Raw genomic sequence first — 15,462 nt, 5'->3', positions numbered from 1 at the left:
TTGCTTCATGCGTCGGACAGTGACGCGATCAGGAGCCCCAGGTGCGGACGGCGCCGCAATCCATATGCACGAAGTTGGAGCCGGAGTACCGGCCGACACCACCGGCGCGGCAGGCCGCGGCGGCGCGTGCCACCTGGCTCACAGAGCGGCCGTCGACGCGCAGGTCGGCGGCTTGGCCGCGCATGTGCAGCGAATTGCGGGCGACGCCGGACGATTGGGCGCGGAGCATCGCGTTGGTCTCTGGCGAGCGGTATCCCGACAGCAGCATGTAGGGCTGGCTGGTTTCCATCAGGTTATGCGCCGCGGTCATGATGTCGATGGTGCGGGTGTCCATCTCGACGGCCTTGTTGTTGCGCCAGTCGCGCATGAACAAGTTGATCTCGCGGATCGCCTCGCCGATGTATTCGCCTTCGATCCAGTAGATCGTGTCGAGGCGTTCGCCTGTCCGGCCGGAATACATGCGGATGCGGCGAATATCGCCACCGCCGCGCAGGAAGCCTGCCGCATTGCTGTAAGTCGGAGCCGCCATGACCGCTGTTGCCGCAAAGGCACCCAGAAGGCCACGCCGAGAAATGCTCGAAGAGCTGGAATTAGTCATGTTTAGAGCGCCTGTCCCGTCGCTTTTCTGTCTGCCCACGTTTTCGCGGACGTTTTGCCATCTCATCCCCAGATGCCTCATCGTTATGGCACAGCTCGAATCCGCGACCAACCCGAGTCGTAGCAAGAGGGGGTGAAGAAAGGGGAAATCGGCGACAATTTGCGCAAATGCCGTGCAGATCGCCGTTTGTTGCCAAAGTGTCGCGGCTTGTTGCGCAAATACATCGGCTTGTGCGCCACAATTCACGGCATTGGGCGGAAAAAACGCAAATGTTATTGGATTCAGAGGATCTTTTGGAAAAACTGAGCGTTAGCCAAAGTCTGCCACTTTGATCAGGATTTTATTGTGAAAATTGCCGTTTCTGGCCGGCCTCTCGGCTTGTGTCTCGCCCTCGCTCTTACGTTTTCGGCCACGGCGCCGTTGGCCCAGTCCCAGTTCAGTATTACCGGATTCCATCAATCGGTCGCCGAATCGGCGGCACGGGACGACGGATTGGCGGCGTTCTACCGCGAGCGCGGCTTTGAAGGGGTCTGGACCGGCTCGACGCCCGAGGCGCAAAATCGGCGAAACGCGCTGATTTCGGCTCTGACCGAGGTCGAGGCGCATGGCATTCCCGCCTCGCGCTACGACGTCGACGGGCTGATCGCGGATCTGCGGGCCGCCGACAACGCCGCCGAACAGGGCCGGATGGATGTCGAACTCAGCCGCATCCTGCTGCGTTACGCCCATGACGTGAACACCGGCATCCTCAATCCGCGTCAGGTCGTCTCGGCGATCAAGCGCGAAGTGCCGGTGCTCGATTCCGCCCAGATCCTCGCGGATTTCATGGCCGCACCATCGCCCTCCGGCTATTTGCGCGGGCTTGCACCGCAAGCGCCCGAATACACCCGGCTGATGCGGCGCCAGCTCGAGCTTCGGGCCTTGCTGGCCACCGGCGGGTGGGGGCCGACCGTGCCCGGCGGGGCGCTCGGCCCCGGCGATAGCGGCGACCGCGTCGTGGCCCTGCGCAACCGGCTGGTGGCGATGGGCTACATGGGGCGGAGCGTCACGCAAAGCTATGATGAGGCGATCACCGCCGCGGTCGAACGGTTTCAGGCCGCACATGGGATGACGGTCGACGGGGTCGCCGGGGCGGCCACGCTCACCGCGATCAACGAGCCTGTCGAGACCCGGTTGCAATCCGTCCTCGTCGCGATGGAGCGCGAGCGCTGGATGAACATCGAACGGGGCGATCGGCACGTCTGGGTCAACCTCACCGACTTTCACGCCAATATCGTCGATTTCGATCGGGTGACATTCCAGACCCGCTCGGTCATCGGGGCGCTCGGATCGGACCGGGAAACCCCGGAGTTCTCAGACGAGATGACGCATATGGTCATCAACCCGAGCTGGTACGTGCCGCGCTCGATCATCGTGAACGAATACCTGCCGTCGCTGCGGGCCAATTCCGGTGCCGTGTCGCACCTTCAGGTGATCGACAGCCGGGGCCGGGTGGTCAGCCGAAACACCAACTTCAGCCGGTTCTCGGCCTCGTCCTTCCCCTATTCGATGCGCCAGCCTCCGGGGCCGCGCAACGCCTTGGGGCAGGTGAAGTTCATGTTCCCGAATCAGTACAACATCTATCTGCACGACACCCCGTCGCAGAACCTGTTCACCCGCGAAGTGCGGGCCTTCAGCCACGGCTGCATCCGGCTCGACGATCCAAAGGACTTCGCCTACCACCTTCTGGCCGCGCAAGAGAGCGACCCGGTCGGCTATTTCGAAGGGATCCTGCGGACCGGGGCGGAGCGGCGGGTCAATCTCGAAACGCCGATCCCGGTGCATCTGGTCTACCGGACCGCCTTCACCTCGGTGACGGGCGAGCTGCAGTTCCGTAACGACATCTACGGACGTGACGCCCGGATATGGCAGGCCCTGGCCCGCGAGGGGCTGGTGATCGAGGCGGTTCGGGGATAATCCTCAGCGCACAGCAGCGCGGGGATGACGATGGGCTTCCGGATCAGTGACATTGCAGCCAGCCTCGGGGCCGAGGCCGCGGGCGACACCTCGCTGAGCGTCACCGGTGCGGCCGAGCCTCAATCGGCCAGGGGCACGGACCTCGCCATCGCCCTGTCGCCCGCCTATGCCGACCAGATCGGGCAGGGGGCGGCAAAGGCCGCTCTGCTCTGGCCCGGCGCGGATTGGCAAGGGCTTGGGCTCAGCGCCGCGATCTTCGCGCCGCGGGGCCGGCTTGCGATGGCGCGGCTGACGCAGATGCTCGATCCCGGCCCGACGATGAGCGAGGGCATCCACCCGACCGCCCAGATCGACCCGACAGCGACGATCGGCAAGAACCCCCGGATCGGGCCGTTCTGCGTCATCGGCGCCGGGGCCGTGCTCGGGGACGCCGCATGGATCGGCAGCCACGTCAGCATCGGCGCGGGCTCGACTATCGGCGACATGGCGATGATCCTCGACGGGGTGCGCATTGCCCGCAACGTCCGGATCGGCTCCAACGTCATCCTGCAGCCCAACGTGGTTCTCGGCGGCGACGGGTTCTCCTTTGTCACCGAAACCGCGAGCCATGTCGAAGTGGCGCGCAGCACGCTCGGCGCGGGCGAGGTGCCGACGGGGCAAGACCCGACGTGGCACCGGATCCACTCGCTTGGCGGCGTCGAGATCGGCGACGATGTCGAGATCGGCGCGGGGAGCACGGTCGACGCCGGCACCATCCGGGCAACGCGGATCGGCTCCGGGACCAAGATCGACAATCTCGTGCAGGTCGGTCACAACGTCATCGTCGGCGAGCATTGCCTGCTCTGCGCGCAGGCCGGGGTGGCCGGATCGGCGCGGGTCGGTGACCGGGTGGTGATCGGCGGCAAGGCCGGGGTGGCCGACAACATCACCGTCGGCGACGACGTGGTGCTCTCTGGCGGAACGATCGCCCTGTCAAACGTACCTGCCGGGCGGGTGATGATGGGCTATCCGGCGGTGCGGATGGAGACGCATATAGAGAGCTACAAGGCGCTCCGCCGCCTCCCACGGATCCTGCGCGATCTGGCCAAAGGGCAAAAACCTGTTTCCAAGCCCCCCCGGAGCGACTAAATCAGCGCCGAGCCCAACGGTCGGGCCGCACAAGGGTGAGCAGATGGACATCAAGACACGCGTCATCGAGATCATCGCAGAGCAAGCCATGCTGGAACCGGGCGATGTGCAACTGACACATACGCTCGCGGATCTCGGGCTGGACAGCCTCGGGCTGGTGGAAAGCATCTTCGCCATCGAAGAGGCCTTCGACATCACCGTGCCGTTCAACGCCAACGAGCCGGAAAAGAGCGATTTCGACATCTCCTCGGTGGTGACGATGATCACGGCCGTCGAAACGCTGGTGAAGGATCAGAAATGAGCGCCCGGCGCAAGAGCAATGGCCGCCGGGTGGTGATCACCGGGGCGGGCACGATCAATGCGCTCGGCGGGGATGTGCCCAGCACCTTGGCGGCGATGGCCGAGGGGCGCTGCGGCATCGGCCCGCTCGACATTCGCGATGTGGACAGGTTGGCCATCCAGATCGGTGGTCAGGTCACCGGTTACGACGAACAAAAGCACTTCAACCGTCAGCAGATCGCGCTCTACGACCGGTTCACCCAATTCACCCTCATCGCCGCCAAGGAGGCGATGGCCGGGGCCGGGCTCAGCTTCACCGGCGAACTGGCGGCGCGGTCGGGCGTGGTGCTCGGCACCTCCGGGGGCGGGCTGAACACGCAGGACGAGAACTACCGGGCGGTCTATGAAGACGGCAAGAACCGGGTGCATCCGTTCATCGTGCCAAAGCTGATGAACAACGCGGCCACCTCGCATCTCAGCATCGAATACAATCTCAAGGGGCCGTCGTTCACGGTGGCAACCGCCTGCGCCTCGTCCAATCACGCCATGGGCCAGGCGTTTCAGATGATCCGGACAGGGATGGCCGACGTGATGCTCACAGGCGGCTCCGAGGCGATGCTCTGTTTTGGCGGGATCAAGGCATGGGAAGGGCTGCGGGTCATGTCGCGCGACGCCTGCCGGCCGTTCTCGGCCAACCGCAACGGCATGGTGCAGGGCGAGGGGGCGGCGGTCTTCGTCTTCGAGGACTACGACATGGCGCGGGCGCGCGGCGCCGACATCCTCGCCGAAGTCGTGGGCTTCGCAATGACCTCGGATGCGGCGGATATCGTCATGCCCTCGGCGCAAGGAGCGGAACGGGCGATCACCGGCGCGATGGCCGATGCCGGGCTCGATCCCGAAGACGTGGGCTACATCAACGCCCACGGCACCGGCACGGCTGCCAACGACAAGACCGAATGCAGCGCCGTCGCCCACGCCTTCGGGCCACACGCGGACAGGCTGATGATGTCGTCCACGAAATCCATGCACGGCCACCTGATCGGCGGCACCGGCGCGGTGGAACTGCTGGCCTGCATCATGGCCCTGCGGGACGGGATCATCGCGCCCACCATCGGCTACGAAGAACCCGACCCCGAATGCGCGCTCGACGTGGTCCCGAACGAGGCGCGGCACGCCAAGGTCGGCGCCGTGCTGTCCAACGCCTTCGCCTTCGGTGGGCTGAACGCGGTGCTTGCGCTCAGGTCAGTCTAGGGCACGACACGCCCCTTCTTTGGGTCCCAAATATCCCCGCCGGAGGCGGCCGCGACGGCGACAGGTGCGCTCCGCAAAAGAAAAGGGCGTCAGCCGCAGCCAACGCCCTGTTTCTCACGATCAACGGTCGGATCACTCCGGCGGAGTCTGGGTCGCATCGAACCCGGCGGTAAAGCCGGTCAGGGACATGCGCAGATTGATGCGCTGGTCCGGGGCGGCGGCGGGCACGATGGTCAGCGTGCCCTGAGCGCCGCGCTTGAACTGCGCGACCTGTTCGGGCGACAGGCCAAAACGGGCGATGCATCCGGCGGTGTTGCAGAAATCATAGGGATAACGACGGGCCTGCCCGCCATCGATCGACAGGGTCAGCTGTTGGGTCAGCTGGGTCTCCAACGGCACCACCACGATGACCCCGGCGAGGGCGTCGCCACCGGGGGCGAGCGGCACGATGCTGATTTCGGCCACGGGGGTCTGATCCTCATTGAGAAGCAGTTGATACATCTGGCACGGATCGGGGCCTTCGGGATCGAGCAGGCAGCGAAGCGCCCAGTCGCCGAACGTGTCGCGGATATAGGGCTGACCCGGCTGGGTGACCTCCTCGACAGGATCGCCGAGGTCGAATTGGGTATCGGCGGGGGCGGCCTCTTCGGTCGCGGGCTCGGCCGGAGCCTCGGCGTCCTGTGCCAATGTCTGTGTTGTCAGGCTTGCCAGAAACGCAGCGGCAAGAACGGTCGTCAATCTGAGCATAGATGTCATCCTGATGTCTGTGTCCTCGGCTCTCTAGCATGGGAGACTGCCGCTGTCAGCGGGGAATGGCGGCGGCAAGGCGGACCCGCGACGTTCCGCGCAAACCCCTCTGCCAATGGTGAAAAAGAAAAAGGAGCCCAGTGGTGGGGCCCCTTTTTCAACGTCTCCCTGCCGGACTTTGCCGACTTATTGCGCGAACGCTACGCAATGTCGCGCAAGCCGTCAACAGCAATTCCGGTCACTTTTCGTCCAATTCGAGAGATAAAAAAACCGCGCCCGAAGGCGCGGCAAGTCTGACAGGGAGGAAGTCTCATCAGCCCGACCAAGACCGTGACTGGGCTGATACAGCGATACTGGCATAAAATGGTTAACATTGTATTTTGGCCTGCGAACGGTCGATACACTGGCCATGCAACACCCGCGCCAGCGGCCCCATCGAGGACAAGAGCAGACATGAGCGATCACATTTTCATCGGTGGCGGCGGCGAAGGCTACGCGGACCCTCAAAACCTTCTGCTCAGCCACACCAACCGGCACGGGCTGATCGCGGGGGCCACCGGCACGGGCAAGACCGTGACGCTGCAAATTCTGGCCGAAGGGCTGTCGGCGGCGGGCGTGCCGGTGTTCCTGTCGGACGTCAAGGGCGATCTGTCGGGGCTCGCCGCCTCTGGCCGTGCGGATTTCAAACTGCATGACGCCTTCACCAGCCGGGCCGAGACCATCGGGCTCGATCTGCACTACAGCGCCTTTCCGGTCACCTTCTGGGATCTCTTTGGCGAACAGGGGCACCCGGTGCGTGCCACCGTGGCCGAGATGGGGCCGCTGCTCCTGTCGCGGCTGATGGACCTGACCGAAGTGCAGGAAGGCGTGCTCAACGTGGCCTTCCGGGTGGCCGACGAAGACGGTCTGCCGCTCCTCGATCTCGAAGACCTGCAGGCGCTGCTGCTCTGGTGCGGGCAGAACGCCAAGGATCTGTCGCTGCGCTACGGCAATGTCAGCGCGTCCTCCGTGGGGGCGATCCAGCGGCAATTGCTGGTGCTGGAAAACCAGGGCGGTGCGGCGCTCTTTGGCGAACCGGCGCTTGAGCTGGCCGACATGATGACCTGCGACGCGAACGGGCAGGGGCGGATCAACATCCTCGCCGCCGACAAGCTGATGTCCTCGCCGCGGCTCTATGCGACGTTCCTGCTCTGGCTGCTGTCTGAGCTGTTCGAAGAACTGCCCGAGGTCGGAAACCCCGACAAACCCAAGCTGGTGTTCTTCTTCGACGAAGCGCATCTCTTGTTCGACGACGCGCCCAAGGTACTGGTCGACAAGGTCGAACAGGTGGCGCGTCTGATCCGCTCCAAGGGCGTCGGCGTGTTCTTTGTCACGCAAAATCCCGGCGACGTGCCCGACTCCGTGCTTGGCCAGCTCGGCAACCGGGTGCAGCACGCGCTTCGGGCCTTCACCGCCAAGGACCGCAAGCAACTCGACCAAGCCGCCCAGACCTATCGCGACAACCCGCGCTTTGACACCGCCGACGCGATCCGCGACGTCGGCACCGGCGAGGCGGTGACCTCGCTGCTCGACCGCAAGGGCATCCCCGGCATCGTGGAGCGGACGCTGATCCGGCCCCCGTCCTCGCAACTCGGCCCGCTCGACAGCGCCGCGCGGGCGGCGATCATGGCGGCCTCACCGATGGCGGGCAAATACGACACACGGCTCGACCGGAACTCCGCCGCAGAGATCCTCGCCCAGCGCGCCGACGCCGCCGCCAAGGAGGCCGAGGCCGCCGAAGCCCGCGAAGAGGCCGAGGAGGAAGCCGAGCGCGAATTCAAGGCCGCGCGGCGCTATAGCGGCGGACGGGTCAGCCAGCCACGTTCGACCTCGCGCGGGCGCAAGTCGTCGTCCGAGAGCTTTGGCGAGGCGATCACCGGCGTGGTGATCAAGGAGCTGAAAGGCACCACCGGCCGTCGCATCGTGCGCGGCATTCTGGGCGGGCTGTTCAAGGGACGGTAGGCGGGCGAAGTCGCGTCTTGCGGACGGCGCGTTAAGTTTCCCGTCATCCCGACCGCACCGCCGGGCGGTGCGGCAGGATTTCGTGAAGCTCTGACCCTGAGTGCCGACGGTGCATTAACGGTGCCCATACCGAAAACGACACCGTTCGGATACCGACGTGATACCGACGCCGTACCGCGGCCGATTTCAGGCGATTAACCTATTGATTCGAAAGATCGACTAGAGCGGCCGAACCTTGAGCGTCGCGATCCTGTTCTCGGCCTTTTCGAGCACCTCGAACCGGAATCCGTGGAAACTGAACACCTGTCCCTTGACCGGGATCATCTGCGCCTCGTGGATCACCAGACCGGCGATCGTATTGGCCTCTTCGTCGGGCAATTGCCAATCGTTGGCGCGGTTGAGATCGCGAATTGTCATAGCGCCATCAACGACATAGGCGCCGTCAGCCGTCTTTTCGACGGTGACGTCGTCCTTGTTGTCGAACTCGTCCGAGATCTCGCCGACGATCTCTTCGAGGATGTCTTCCAGCGTGATCAGCCCCTGCAACGCGCCGTATTCATCCACCACAAGCGCGAAATGCGTGTGCCGCTTGAGAAACTGGCGCATCTGGTCGTCCAGCGTCGTGTATTCGGGGATGAAATAGGGCTTCATCGCCACCGTCATGATGTCGAACTCGGCCAGCTCTTTGGGGTCTATCCGCCCGTCATCCCTCAACATTTTCTGCATCGCGCGGAGCAGATCCTTGGCGTGCAGGATGCCGACGATGTTCTCGGGTTCCTCTTGCCAAAGCGGAATGCGGGTATGGGCGCTTTCCAGCGTCAGGCGCAGGATCTCGGTCACCGGCAGGCTGGCGTCGATGGTCTCGATCCCCGACCTGTGGAGCATGATCTCCTCCACCGTCCGCTCGGCCAGATCCAGCGCCCCGAGGATGCGGTCGCGGTCTTCCTTTTCGACGACGCCTTCGGAATGGCCAAGCGACAAGGCCCCCGCGATTTCCTCTCTCACGGCCAAGATGTTGGTGTCTGGATCGGCCTTGACCCCAAATATCTGCAACACGCCCCGCACGAGCACCCGCACGGCGGCCACGATCGGCGAGAACAGGATGACCACGACGCGGATCACCGGGGCGACCCGGGCGGCCATCGCTTCGGGGAAGGTGATCGCGATGGTCTTGGGCAGCACCTCGGCAAAGATCAACACCAGGAGCGTCATGACGAGGGTCGCGAAGGCGACCCCGCTGTCACCGAAAACCCTTGTCAGCAAAGCGGTTGCCAGCGACGTGGCCAGGATGTTGACGACGTTGTTGCCAAGCAGGACCGACCCGATCAGGCGCTCGTTGTCCTCGGTCACAGACAGCGCGGTCAGCGCTCCGGCCGAGCCCTTGTCCGCGGCGCTGCGCAACTTGCCCCGAGACGCCGCGGTGAGCGCGGTCTCAGATCCGGAGAAGAACGCCGACAGGACCAACAGCACGAGGATCGCTCCTGCGGTGATCCAGAACGACGCATCGGTAAGCAGGCTTTCCATGTCTCTCTTTCAAGTGTGTTTCAGGGGGTTATGGGGTCGGACGGCGTTCCGTTCAAGAGGCTCAGCCCGCGTCCCTGTCGCGGGCCAGCGGATGATGGCTCAAGACCAGCTCGCGCAGGCGTTCGTCCAGCACGTGGGTATAGATTTCGGTGGTCGACACATCGGCATGGCCGAGCATCGTCTGGATCGCCCGCAGATCTGCCCCATTGGCCAGAAGATGCGTGGCGAAGGCATGCCGCAACGTGTGAGGCGTGACCTTGGAGGGGGAGACCCCGGCGCTGACGGCGAATTCCTTGATCAGGCCAAAGAAGCGGTGCCGCGTCAGATGGCCGTCTTTGCCGCGCGACGGAAACAGGAACTTCGACGCGGGCTTGCCCGCCCGACGCGCCGCGGCCTCTGCCGTATCGCGGGCAACCAGCCAAGCGGCGATTGCGTCCCGGGCAGGGGGGGATAACGGCACCATGCGTTCCTTGCCGCCCTTGCCCTTGACCAACAGCATCTTCGGGTCGCCCCGTGCGGCCGACACCGGCAGGCTTACGAGCTCGGTCACGCGCATCCCGGTGGCGTAGAGCAGCTCCATCAGACAGGTATTGCGCAATTGATCCCGGCCGGGCTTGCGGGCGGCCGCGATTAAGGCTTCGACCTCGGACACGTCCAAGGTTTTGGGCAGTGCCCGGTCCTTGCCCGGCCCCTTGATCTGGATGGCGGGATTGTCGTCGCGCCAGCCTTCCTCGAAAGCGAAACGAAACACCTGACGGATTGCCGACAGCCGCCTTGCACGGGTCGATTTGGCGAGGCCCTGCGCCTCGCAATGGATGAGATAGCTCTCGACATCGGCTTGGGCCACGGTCGCAAAGGTTTGCTTGCGGGTCGCCAGCCAGCCCGAGAAATCGTCGAGATCGCGGGCATAGGCCAGTTGCGTGTTCGTGGCCGCATCAAGCTCTGCCGCCTGCGCCTCGAGGAACGCCGAGATCCAATGCGACATCGGTCGATCAGCCGCGACGGTCATGATGGCCTGTCCAGGATCAGATATTGCAGTGCAATCCGGCGGGCGGTGTCTTCGAGCCCCACGGAACGGAGTGCGGCCAGGCCATCGGTCATGGCGCGCTGGTCGCCCGCAATGCCTTGGCTGAAGGCCGAGATCGTGCGCAGCAAGGCTTCACCCAGTCGCCCTTCGGCAATGTGGGCGGCCAAGACCTCGGGAACGGGAGCCTCGGCGAATGCGTCGAAAACGGCGATTTCATCCTGCTCGCTGGGGATCGGCAGGCCAAAGACCGACCCTTTCGCGACGGCTTGCAAGAGCCGGTCTCTGGCTGTTTCGGGTGCCCAGTCTTGCGCGACGGCCTCATAATCCTGTCCCAACAGGCCGATGTGTATGGCAAGATCTCGAGATTCGCCGGTAAGAGGCAGCGCGGCCAGTGCATCCGCATAGAGCCGCGCAAAGGCGACTTCGGTGCGCACGGCCTTCATCGCCTCCCATGCTCTGGGCAAGGCTGCGGCAACGGCGCTGGGATCACGGGCGTTGATCACCAGATCAAAACGCTGGATGGCTTCGGCTCGGTCCCAGACCCCGCCAGAGGCAGCAGGTGTCCGCATCTTGTAGACGGCCAGCAGCACTTCTTCGCTGATGGCGCCATTCCGGGCTAGACGTTCGGCGGCCTCAAGCTGATTGCGCCAGGCCACGGTGTCTCGCAAGTCGGCATGGGCGAACGCCAAGGGCAGGTTCCCGGTGGGAAGCGGCTCTCCGATCGCGTCGCGGATCAGAAAGACGAGCGGGCTCAGGCGTGAGGGCGCCGGCAATGGCTCTGCGCCGTCGGCAATAGCCGGATCCAGAAAGCGCGACAGCAAGGCGTCGTCCTCCTCGCTGACATCCCCGAGTGCCCGCGACGTGTTGAGAGTTAGCGCCGCGCCGTTCCAATTGCCATTACGCGCCATGCAAAAGATGCGAGCCGGATAGGTCGGCGCCAAGGCCGGGCGATTGCGCAGTTCCTCGCACGCAGTGTCCTCGGTGCTGGTCAGCAGCGATACGTCGAACCAGCGGCGGTAAATCTCGCTTTGATCGACGCCGGCCTTTTCGAGCATGGCCCTTGCCGGTTCGAGCGCCCCCAGATCGAGCAGTTTGTCGACGCGGGCAAGCAGGAAGTCGCCATCCGCGCCGGTGCCCGCCGGAGCATCCGCTTCAGCGATCAATAGCGTCACCAGCAGATCGCGGACCGCGGGCAGGGCTTCCACCCGCTCGGCCCGGATCAGATCGGTCAGTGTCGCGGCGGAACTCGTCGCCCAGAGACCGGATGGCAAGCCGGTCGTCTCTGGCGGCAACAATCCGACCGAATCCAGCGACTCGCGGTCCAGCGACGTGACGGTGACCTCGGGCGTCGATGCGCTGTTGGCCACGGGGGCTTCGCTCTGGGGGGCCGGCGCCGAGGCCGAGGCCGGTGGGCTCTCTACGCTGCGCGACAGCCAGTCGATCGCAGAGAGCGGGGCCGCCTCCTGCGCATGGGCCGACAGCGGTGCCAGAGACATGCAGGCCAAGACCAAAGCGCAGCCATGCCGCATCAATCGACCTCCAGCGTCACGGGCGCAGTGATCTGCTGCGAGGGCGCTGCGAAATCAGCCGGAAAGATGATCGGGCCGACATAGGCGTAGGCAATCAACGCCAGCCCCGCCAATACGAGCAATATCAATAGGATTTTGATCAGCCGCCACATATGCCTCATTCCATTTTGCCTGTCGCCATTTTGGCGTTGCGGCCTTGTTGCCGCATCTTGAAGATCACTATAGACGGTCTTGCAGACAAGATCACGCCATTCAGTTTCTGAATTTTTTGGCAGAAAAGGGTGAGAGAATGGCGATTGGGGGAAATGCGGGCATGGCCGGAAAGACGGGGCACTCGATCGCGCAACCACAAAGCTATGTATTGCATCGCACCGTGGCTCTGGTCGGCATGATGGGATCCGGCAAGAGCGCCATCGGCCGGGCGCTTGCCCAACGACTGGACGTGCAATTTCTGGATTCAGACGCCGAGATCGAAACCGCCGCGAACGCCACCATCGCAGAGATCTTTGAACGCGACGGCGAGCCGTTTTTCCGTGACCGCGAAGCGGAGGTGATTTCGCGGCTGTTGCGGGGCACGCCTGTTGTTCTGTCGACTGGCGGAGGCGCGTTCATGTCCGAGCGGAACCGAAAGGCGATTTCTTCGCAAGGGGTAGCTGTCTGGCTCGATGCCGACCTGAACGTGCTGTGGGATCGCGTGCGCCACAAGGACACCCGCCCGTTGCTGCGCGGGCCGGATCCGCGAGGCACTCTGGCGCGAATCTACGACGACCGGGTACCTGTCTACCGCTTGGCCGATCTCAGCGTCAAAACCCTTCCCGGATATTCCATCGATCAAACGACCGACCGCGTCATCGCGGCGCTTCTGGGCCGACCCGACATTCTGGAGACTGTGCAATGACCCAACCCAATTCGCTGGAAAGCGTGCGCGTCGATCTGCCCGGTCGCGAGTATGACATTCTGATTGGCAATGGGCTCCTGTCCGAAGCCGATAAACATATCGCTCCACTGTTGCGGCGCAAACGGGTTGCGATCGTGACCGAAAGCACCGTGGCCGGGCTGCATCTGGACAGGTTGACCCAGGCGCTCGGGAATGGCGGTATCGACAGCGAAACTCTGATCCTGACCCCGGGAGAGGCCACCAAGAACTGGACCGATCTGGGCCGGGTCGTGGAGTGGCTCCTGACGGAAAAGGTCGAGCGGAACGATATCGTCATCGCATTTGGCGGTGGCGTCATCGGGGATCTGGTCGGCTTTGCCGCCGCGATCCTGCGCCGTGGGGTCCGCTTTATTCAGATTCCGACGTCGCTGCTGGCGCAGGTCGATAGCTCCGTCGGCGGCAAGACCGGTATCAACACTTCGCATGGCAAGAACCTCGTCGGTGCCTTTCACCAGCCGTCACTCGTACTTGCGGACATCGGCCTATTGGCGACCATGCCAAGACGCGATCTGCTTGCCGGCTATGGAGAGGTCGTCAAATACGGCCTTCTGGGCGACGCGGCGTTCTTCGAGTGGCTCGAGACCGCGGGGCAGGACCTGGCCAATGGCGACACGGATGCCCTGACCCGCGCCGTCCGTCGGTCTTGCGAGATGAAGGCCGAGATCGTGATGCGTGACGAGACCGAGCAGGGCGACCGAGCACTCCTGAATTTGGGCCATACATTCTGTCACGCGCTGGAGGCTGCGACCGGATACGATGGGGCACGGCTCCTGCATGGTGAGGGCGTCTCCGTCGGCTGCGCTCTGGCTTTTGAACTGTCAGCGCGGATGGGCCTGTGTTCGCAGGAAGTTCCCAGTCGGGTTCGGGCGCATCTGAAACAGATGGGGATGAAGACCGATCTCACCGATATCGATGGCGAGCTGCCGGATGCCCAGGCGCTCCTGGCTCTGATGGGGCAGGACAAGAAGGTCGTCGCCGGCACTCTGAACTTCATCCTCGCGCGGGGAATCGGCGAAGCGTTCGTCACGTCGGATGTGCCGCGCGATGCGGTGCTCGGGGTGTTGCGCGACGGATTGCGCCGGGTCTAGCTGCCGCCGCGATTTCCAGTTTCAGCCCAAATGGAAAGGCCCGCACAATCGATTGTACGGGCCAAATGCCATTTCGGTTGACTGGACGCGCCCTCAGAACGGGATTTCATCGTCCAGATCACTGCGACCACCGCCGGAGCCGCCGCCGCCCTGCGTCGGCCCGCTGTCATAGCCGCCGCCGTATCCACCGCCGGACGGATCCGAGCCGTAGCTGTCACGACCACCGCCGCCACCGCCGCCGCCAGACCCGCCGCCGTCGCGGCCATCCAGCAAGGTCAGTTCGCCGCGATAGGGACGCAGGACGACCTCGGTGGAATACCTGTCCTGACCGGACTGGTCCTGCCATTTCCGGGTTTCCAACTGTCCCTCGATGTAGACCTTGGAGCCTTTGCGCAGGTATTGCTCGGCAATCTTCGCAAGTGGTTCGGAAAAGATCGCGACCGAATGCCATTCAGTGCGCTCGCGCCGTTCACCCGTCGCCTTGTCGCGCCATGTCTCGGAAGTGGCGATGCGCAGGTTGCAGACCTTGCCGCCATTCTGAAAGGTGCGCACTTCCGGGTCGCGCCCCAGATTACCCACTATGATCACTTTGTTTACGGATCCGGCCATTAGCGCCCCCTGTTCGATTCTACGCGCATTTTCGTTTGCACCGTTACACCATCCCGTCCCGAGAATTGGAAGGCGAATTTGGTTCAGCGGTCGTCTGCCTGCGCCACGTTGTCCGGGCAACTAACTATGGAATTCCCGAGGAAAATACCTTAGAAATGCCGGGAAGAATAAGGGTCTGGGGACGGAAGATGCACAAAATTCTGGGCTTGGCGATCGCCACGGCTGTCGGTTTTGCGGGCATGGCGCAAGCGGATACAGTCTCCACGATGTCGCGCAGCGCCCTATTTCAATCACAGCTTTCCGTTCTGGATGGTCGCGCTTCGCAGCAATACAGCGATTCCGTCAGGTTGCAGCCGCCGCGGGCCGAAGTTCCGGCCGCTTTGGCAACCAATTCTCCTGCCTTTACCGGGCGGTATAACGGTCCCTACCTGAACATGGCCCGAGATGCGGCGAGGCGCCATGGTGTGCCCGAGGACCTCTTTCTGCGCCTGATTCAGCAGGAAAGTGGTTGGAATGCCAACGCCGTGTCGCACAAGGGCGCATTGGGACTGGCGCAGTTGATGCCGGGCACGGCGGCCCTTTTGGGGGTCAATCCACGCGAACCCTCTCAGAACCTGGACGGCGGCGCGCGGTATTTGCGTCAGCAGTTCAACCAGTTTGGCGATTGGAGACTCGCACTCGCGGCATACAACGCCGGGCCGGGTGCCGTTCAACAGCACGGCGGCATTCCGCCCTACCGCGAAACTCAGAACTACGTCCGGGTGATCTGGGGCAGCTGAGCCAAGTCT

At 63.9% G+C, this 15,462-nt stretch carries 15 protein-coding genes; 8 read left to right on the top strand and 7 right to left on the bottom strand.

Annotated features, from left to right (window positions below; genetic code table 11):
- Positions 1-28: 28 nt before the first annotated feature.
- Entirely contained in the window at positions 29-598 is a 570-nt protein-coding gene (gene mepK / locus LOM8899_RS08135; RefSeq protein ID WP_093991872.1) for a peptidoglycan L,D-endopeptidase MepK, read from the bottom strand.
- A 345-nt stretch (positions 599-943) separates the two neighbouring features.
- Between mepK and LOM8899_RS08130 the strand changes: the two genes are divergently transcribed.
- From LOM8899_RS08130 to LOM8899_RS08115, 4 genes are read left to right on the top strand one after another with little or no spacing between them, the layout of a single operon-like run.
- Complete coding sequence (locus LOM8899_RS08130) at positions 944-2,554, top strand: L,D-transpeptidase family protein (protein WP_093991704.1); 1,611 nt, start codon at positions 944-946, stop codon at positions 2,552-2,554.
- A gap of 30 nt (positions 2,555-2,584) precedes the next feature.
- Positions 2,585-3,682: a UDP-3-O-(3-hydroxymyristoyl)glucosamine N-acyltransferase gene (locus tag LOM8899_RS08125; RefSeq protein WP_093991871.1), complete on the top strand. Its 1,098-nt coding sequence runs from the start codon at positions 2,585-2,587 to the stop codon at positions 3,680-3,682.
- A gap of 43 nt (positions 3,683-3,725) precedes the next feature.
- The gene (locus LOM8899_RS08120) at positions 3,726-3,983 is read left to right on the top strand and encodes an acyl carrier protein (protein ID WP_093991703.1); all 258 of its coding nucleotides are present in this window, start codon (positions 3,726-3,728) and stop codon (positions 3,981-3,983) included.
- Positions 3,980-5,212: a beta-ketoacyl-[acyl-carrier-protein] synthase family protein gene (locus LOM8899_RS08115; protein WP_093991702.1), complete on the top strand. Its 1,233-nt coding sequence runs from the start codon at positions 3,980-3,982 to the stop codon at positions 5,210-5,212. The genes LOM8899_RS08120 and LOM8899_RS08115 overlap by 4 nt, the downstream gene beginning before the upstream one ends.
- A gap of 132 nt (positions 5,213-5,344) precedes the next feature.
- Here LOM8899_RS08115 and LOM8899_RS08110 read toward each other — a convergent pair whose 3' ends face one another.
- The gene (locus LOM8899_RS08110) at positions 5,345-5,959 is read right to left on the bottom strand and encodes an invasion associated locus B family protein (RefSeq protein ID WP_093991701.1); all 615 of its coding nucleotides are present in this window, start codon (positions 5,957-5,959) and stop codon (positions 5,345-5,347) included.
- Positions 5,960-6,412: 453 nt separating this feature from the next.
- Here LOM8899_RS08110 and LOM8899_RS08105 point away from each other — a divergent pair, with 453 nt between their 5' ends.
- Positions 6,413-7,960, top strand: a complete 1,548-nt coding sequence (locus LOM8899_RS08105) for a helicase HerA-like domain-containing protein (RefSeq protein ID WP_093991700.1) — start codon at positions 6,413-6,415, stop codon at positions 7,958-7,960.
- A 219-nt stretch (positions 7,961-8,179) separates the two neighbouring features.
- On the opposite strand, the gene LOM8899_RS08100 is transcribed toward LOM8899_RS08105, so the two are convergent.
- From LOM8899_RS08100 to LOM8899_RS23375, 4 genes are all read right to left on the bottom strand, one after another.
- Positions 8,180-9,484 (bottom strand): HlyC/CorC family transporter, encoded by a 1,305-nt coding sequence (locus LOM8899_RS08100; RefSeq protein WP_093991699.1) that lies wholly within the window; start codon positions 9,482-9,484, stop codon positions 8,180-8,182.
- A 61-nt stretch (positions 9,485-9,545) separates the two neighbouring features.
- Positions 9,546-10,493, bottom strand: coding sequence for a site-specific tyrosine recombinase XerD (locus tag LOM8899_RS08095; RefSeq protein WP_245820475.1), 948 nt, complete (start codon positions 10,491-10,493; stop codon positions 9,546-9,548).
- The gene (locus tag LOM8899_RS08090) at positions 10,490-12,040 is read right to left on the bottom strand and encodes a hypothetical protein (protein WP_093991698.1); all 1,551 of its coding nucleotides are present in this window, start codon (positions 12,038-12,040) and stop codon (positions 10,490-10,492) included. The genes LOM8899_RS08095 and LOM8899_RS08090 overlap by 4 nt, the downstream gene beginning before the upstream one ends.
- Positions 12,040-12,192, bottom strand: coding sequence for a hypothetical protein (locus LOM8899_RS23375; RefSeq protein ID WP_093991697.1), 153 nt, complete (start codon positions 12,190-12,192; stop codon positions 12,040-12,042). Before LOM8899_RS23375 ends, LOM8899_RS08090 begins: the two co-directional genes overlap by 1 nt.
- 161 nt (positions 12,193-12,353) lie before the next feature.
- On the opposite strand from LOM8899_RS23375, the gene LOM8899_RS08080 reads away from it, so the two are divergent.
- Together LOM8899_RS08080 and aroB are read left to right on the top strand one after the other, a co-directional pair.
- Entirely contained in the window at positions 12,354-12,938 is a 585-nt protein-coding gene (locus LOM8899_RS08080) for a shikimate kinase (protein WP_093991869.1), read from the top strand.
- Positions 12,935-14,065 (top strand): 3-dehydroquinate synthase, encoded by a 1,131-nt coding sequence (gene aroB, locus LOM8899_RS08075; protein WP_093991696.1) that lies wholly within the window; start codon positions 12,935-12,937, stop codon positions 14,063-14,065. Before LOM8899_RS08080 ends, aroB begins: the two co-directional genes overlap by 4 nt.
- Positions 14,066-14,158: 93 nt before the next feature.
- Here aroB and ssb read toward each other — a convergent pair whose 3' ends face one another.
- A complete protein-coding gene (gene ssb / locus LOM8899_RS08070) occupies positions 14,159-14,674 on the bottom strand; it encodes a single-stranded DNA-binding protein (RefSeq protein WP_093991695.1) in 516 nt (171 codons plus the stop codon).
- Positions 14,675-14,862: 188 nt separating this feature from the next.
- Here ssb and LOM8899_RS08065 point away from each other — a divergent pair, with 188 nt between their 5' ends.
- Positions 14,863-15,453: a lytic transglycosylase domain-containing protein gene (locus LOM8899_RS08065; RefSeq protein ID WP_093991694.1), complete on the top strand. Its 591-nt coding sequence runs from the start codon at positions 14,863-14,865 to the stop codon at positions 15,451-15,453.
- Positions 15,454-15,462 lie beyond the last annotated feature (9 nt).

It is taken from the genome of Flavimaricola marinus, assembly GCF_900184895.1.
Taxonomy (GTDB): domain Bacteria; phylum Pseudomonadota; class Alphaproteobacteria; order Rhodobacterales; family Rhodobacteraceae; genus Flavimaricola; species Flavimaricola marinus.
Note: the sequence above shows the minus strand (reverse complement) of the source record. Positions and strands in the feature narration are given on the sequence as shown.

Coding starts and splice junctions, on each gene's coding strand:
- mepK (WP_093991872.1), bottom strand. CDS start 598: ATGACTAATTCCAGCTCTTCGAGCATTTCTCGGCGTGGCCTTCTGGGT.
- LOM8899_RS08125 (WP_093991871.1), top strand. CDS start 2,585: ATGGGCTTCCGGATCAGTGACATTGCAGCCAGCCTCGGGGCCGAGGCC.
- LOM8899_RS08120 (WP_093991703.1), top strand. CDS start 3,726: ATGGACATCAAGACACGCGTCATCGAGATCATCGCAGAGCAAGCCATG.
- LOM8899_RS08115 (WP_093991702.1), top strand. CDS start 3,980: ATGAGCGCCCGGCGCAAGAGCAATGGCCGCCGGGTGGTGATCACCGGG.
- LOM8899_RS08110 (WP_093991701.1), bottom strand. CDS start 5,959: ATGCTCAGATTGACGACCGTTCTTGCCGCTGCGTTTCTGGCAAGCCTG.
- LOM8899_RS08105 (WP_093991700.1), top strand. CDS start 6,413: ATGAGCGATCACATTTTCATCGGTGGCGGCGGCGAAGGCTACGCGGAC.
- LOM8899_RS08100 (WP_093991699.1), bottom strand. CDS start 9,484: ATGGAAAGCCTGCTTACCGATGCGTCGTTCTGGATCACCGCAGGAGCG.
- LOM8899_RS08095 (WP_245820475.1), bottom strand. CDS start 10,493: ATGACCGTCGCGGCTGATCGACCGATGTCGCATTGGATCTCGGCGTTC.
- LOM8899_RS08090 (WP_093991698.1), bottom strand. CDS start 12,040: ATGCGGCATGGCTGCGCTTTGGTCTTGGCCTGCATGTCTCTGGCACCG.
- LOM8899_RS23375 (WP_093991697.1), bottom strand. CDS start 12,192: ATGTGGCGGCTGATCAAAATCCTATTGATATTGCTCGTATTGGCGGGG.
- LOM8899_RS08080 (WP_093991869.1), top strand. CDS start 12,354: ATGGCCGGAAAGACGGGGCACTCGATCGCGCAACCACAAAGCTATGTA.
- aroB (WP_093991696.1), top strand. CDS start 12,935: ATGACCCAACCCAATTCGCTGGAAAGCGTGCGCGTCGATCTGCCCGGT.
- ssb (WP_093991695.1), bottom strand. CDS start 14,674: ATGGCCGGATCCGTAAACAAAGTGATCATAGTGGGTAATCTGGGGCGC.
- LOM8899_RS08065 (WP_093991694.1), top strand. CDS start 14,863: ATGCACAAAATTCTGGGCTTGGCGATCGCCACGGCTGTCGGTTTTGCG.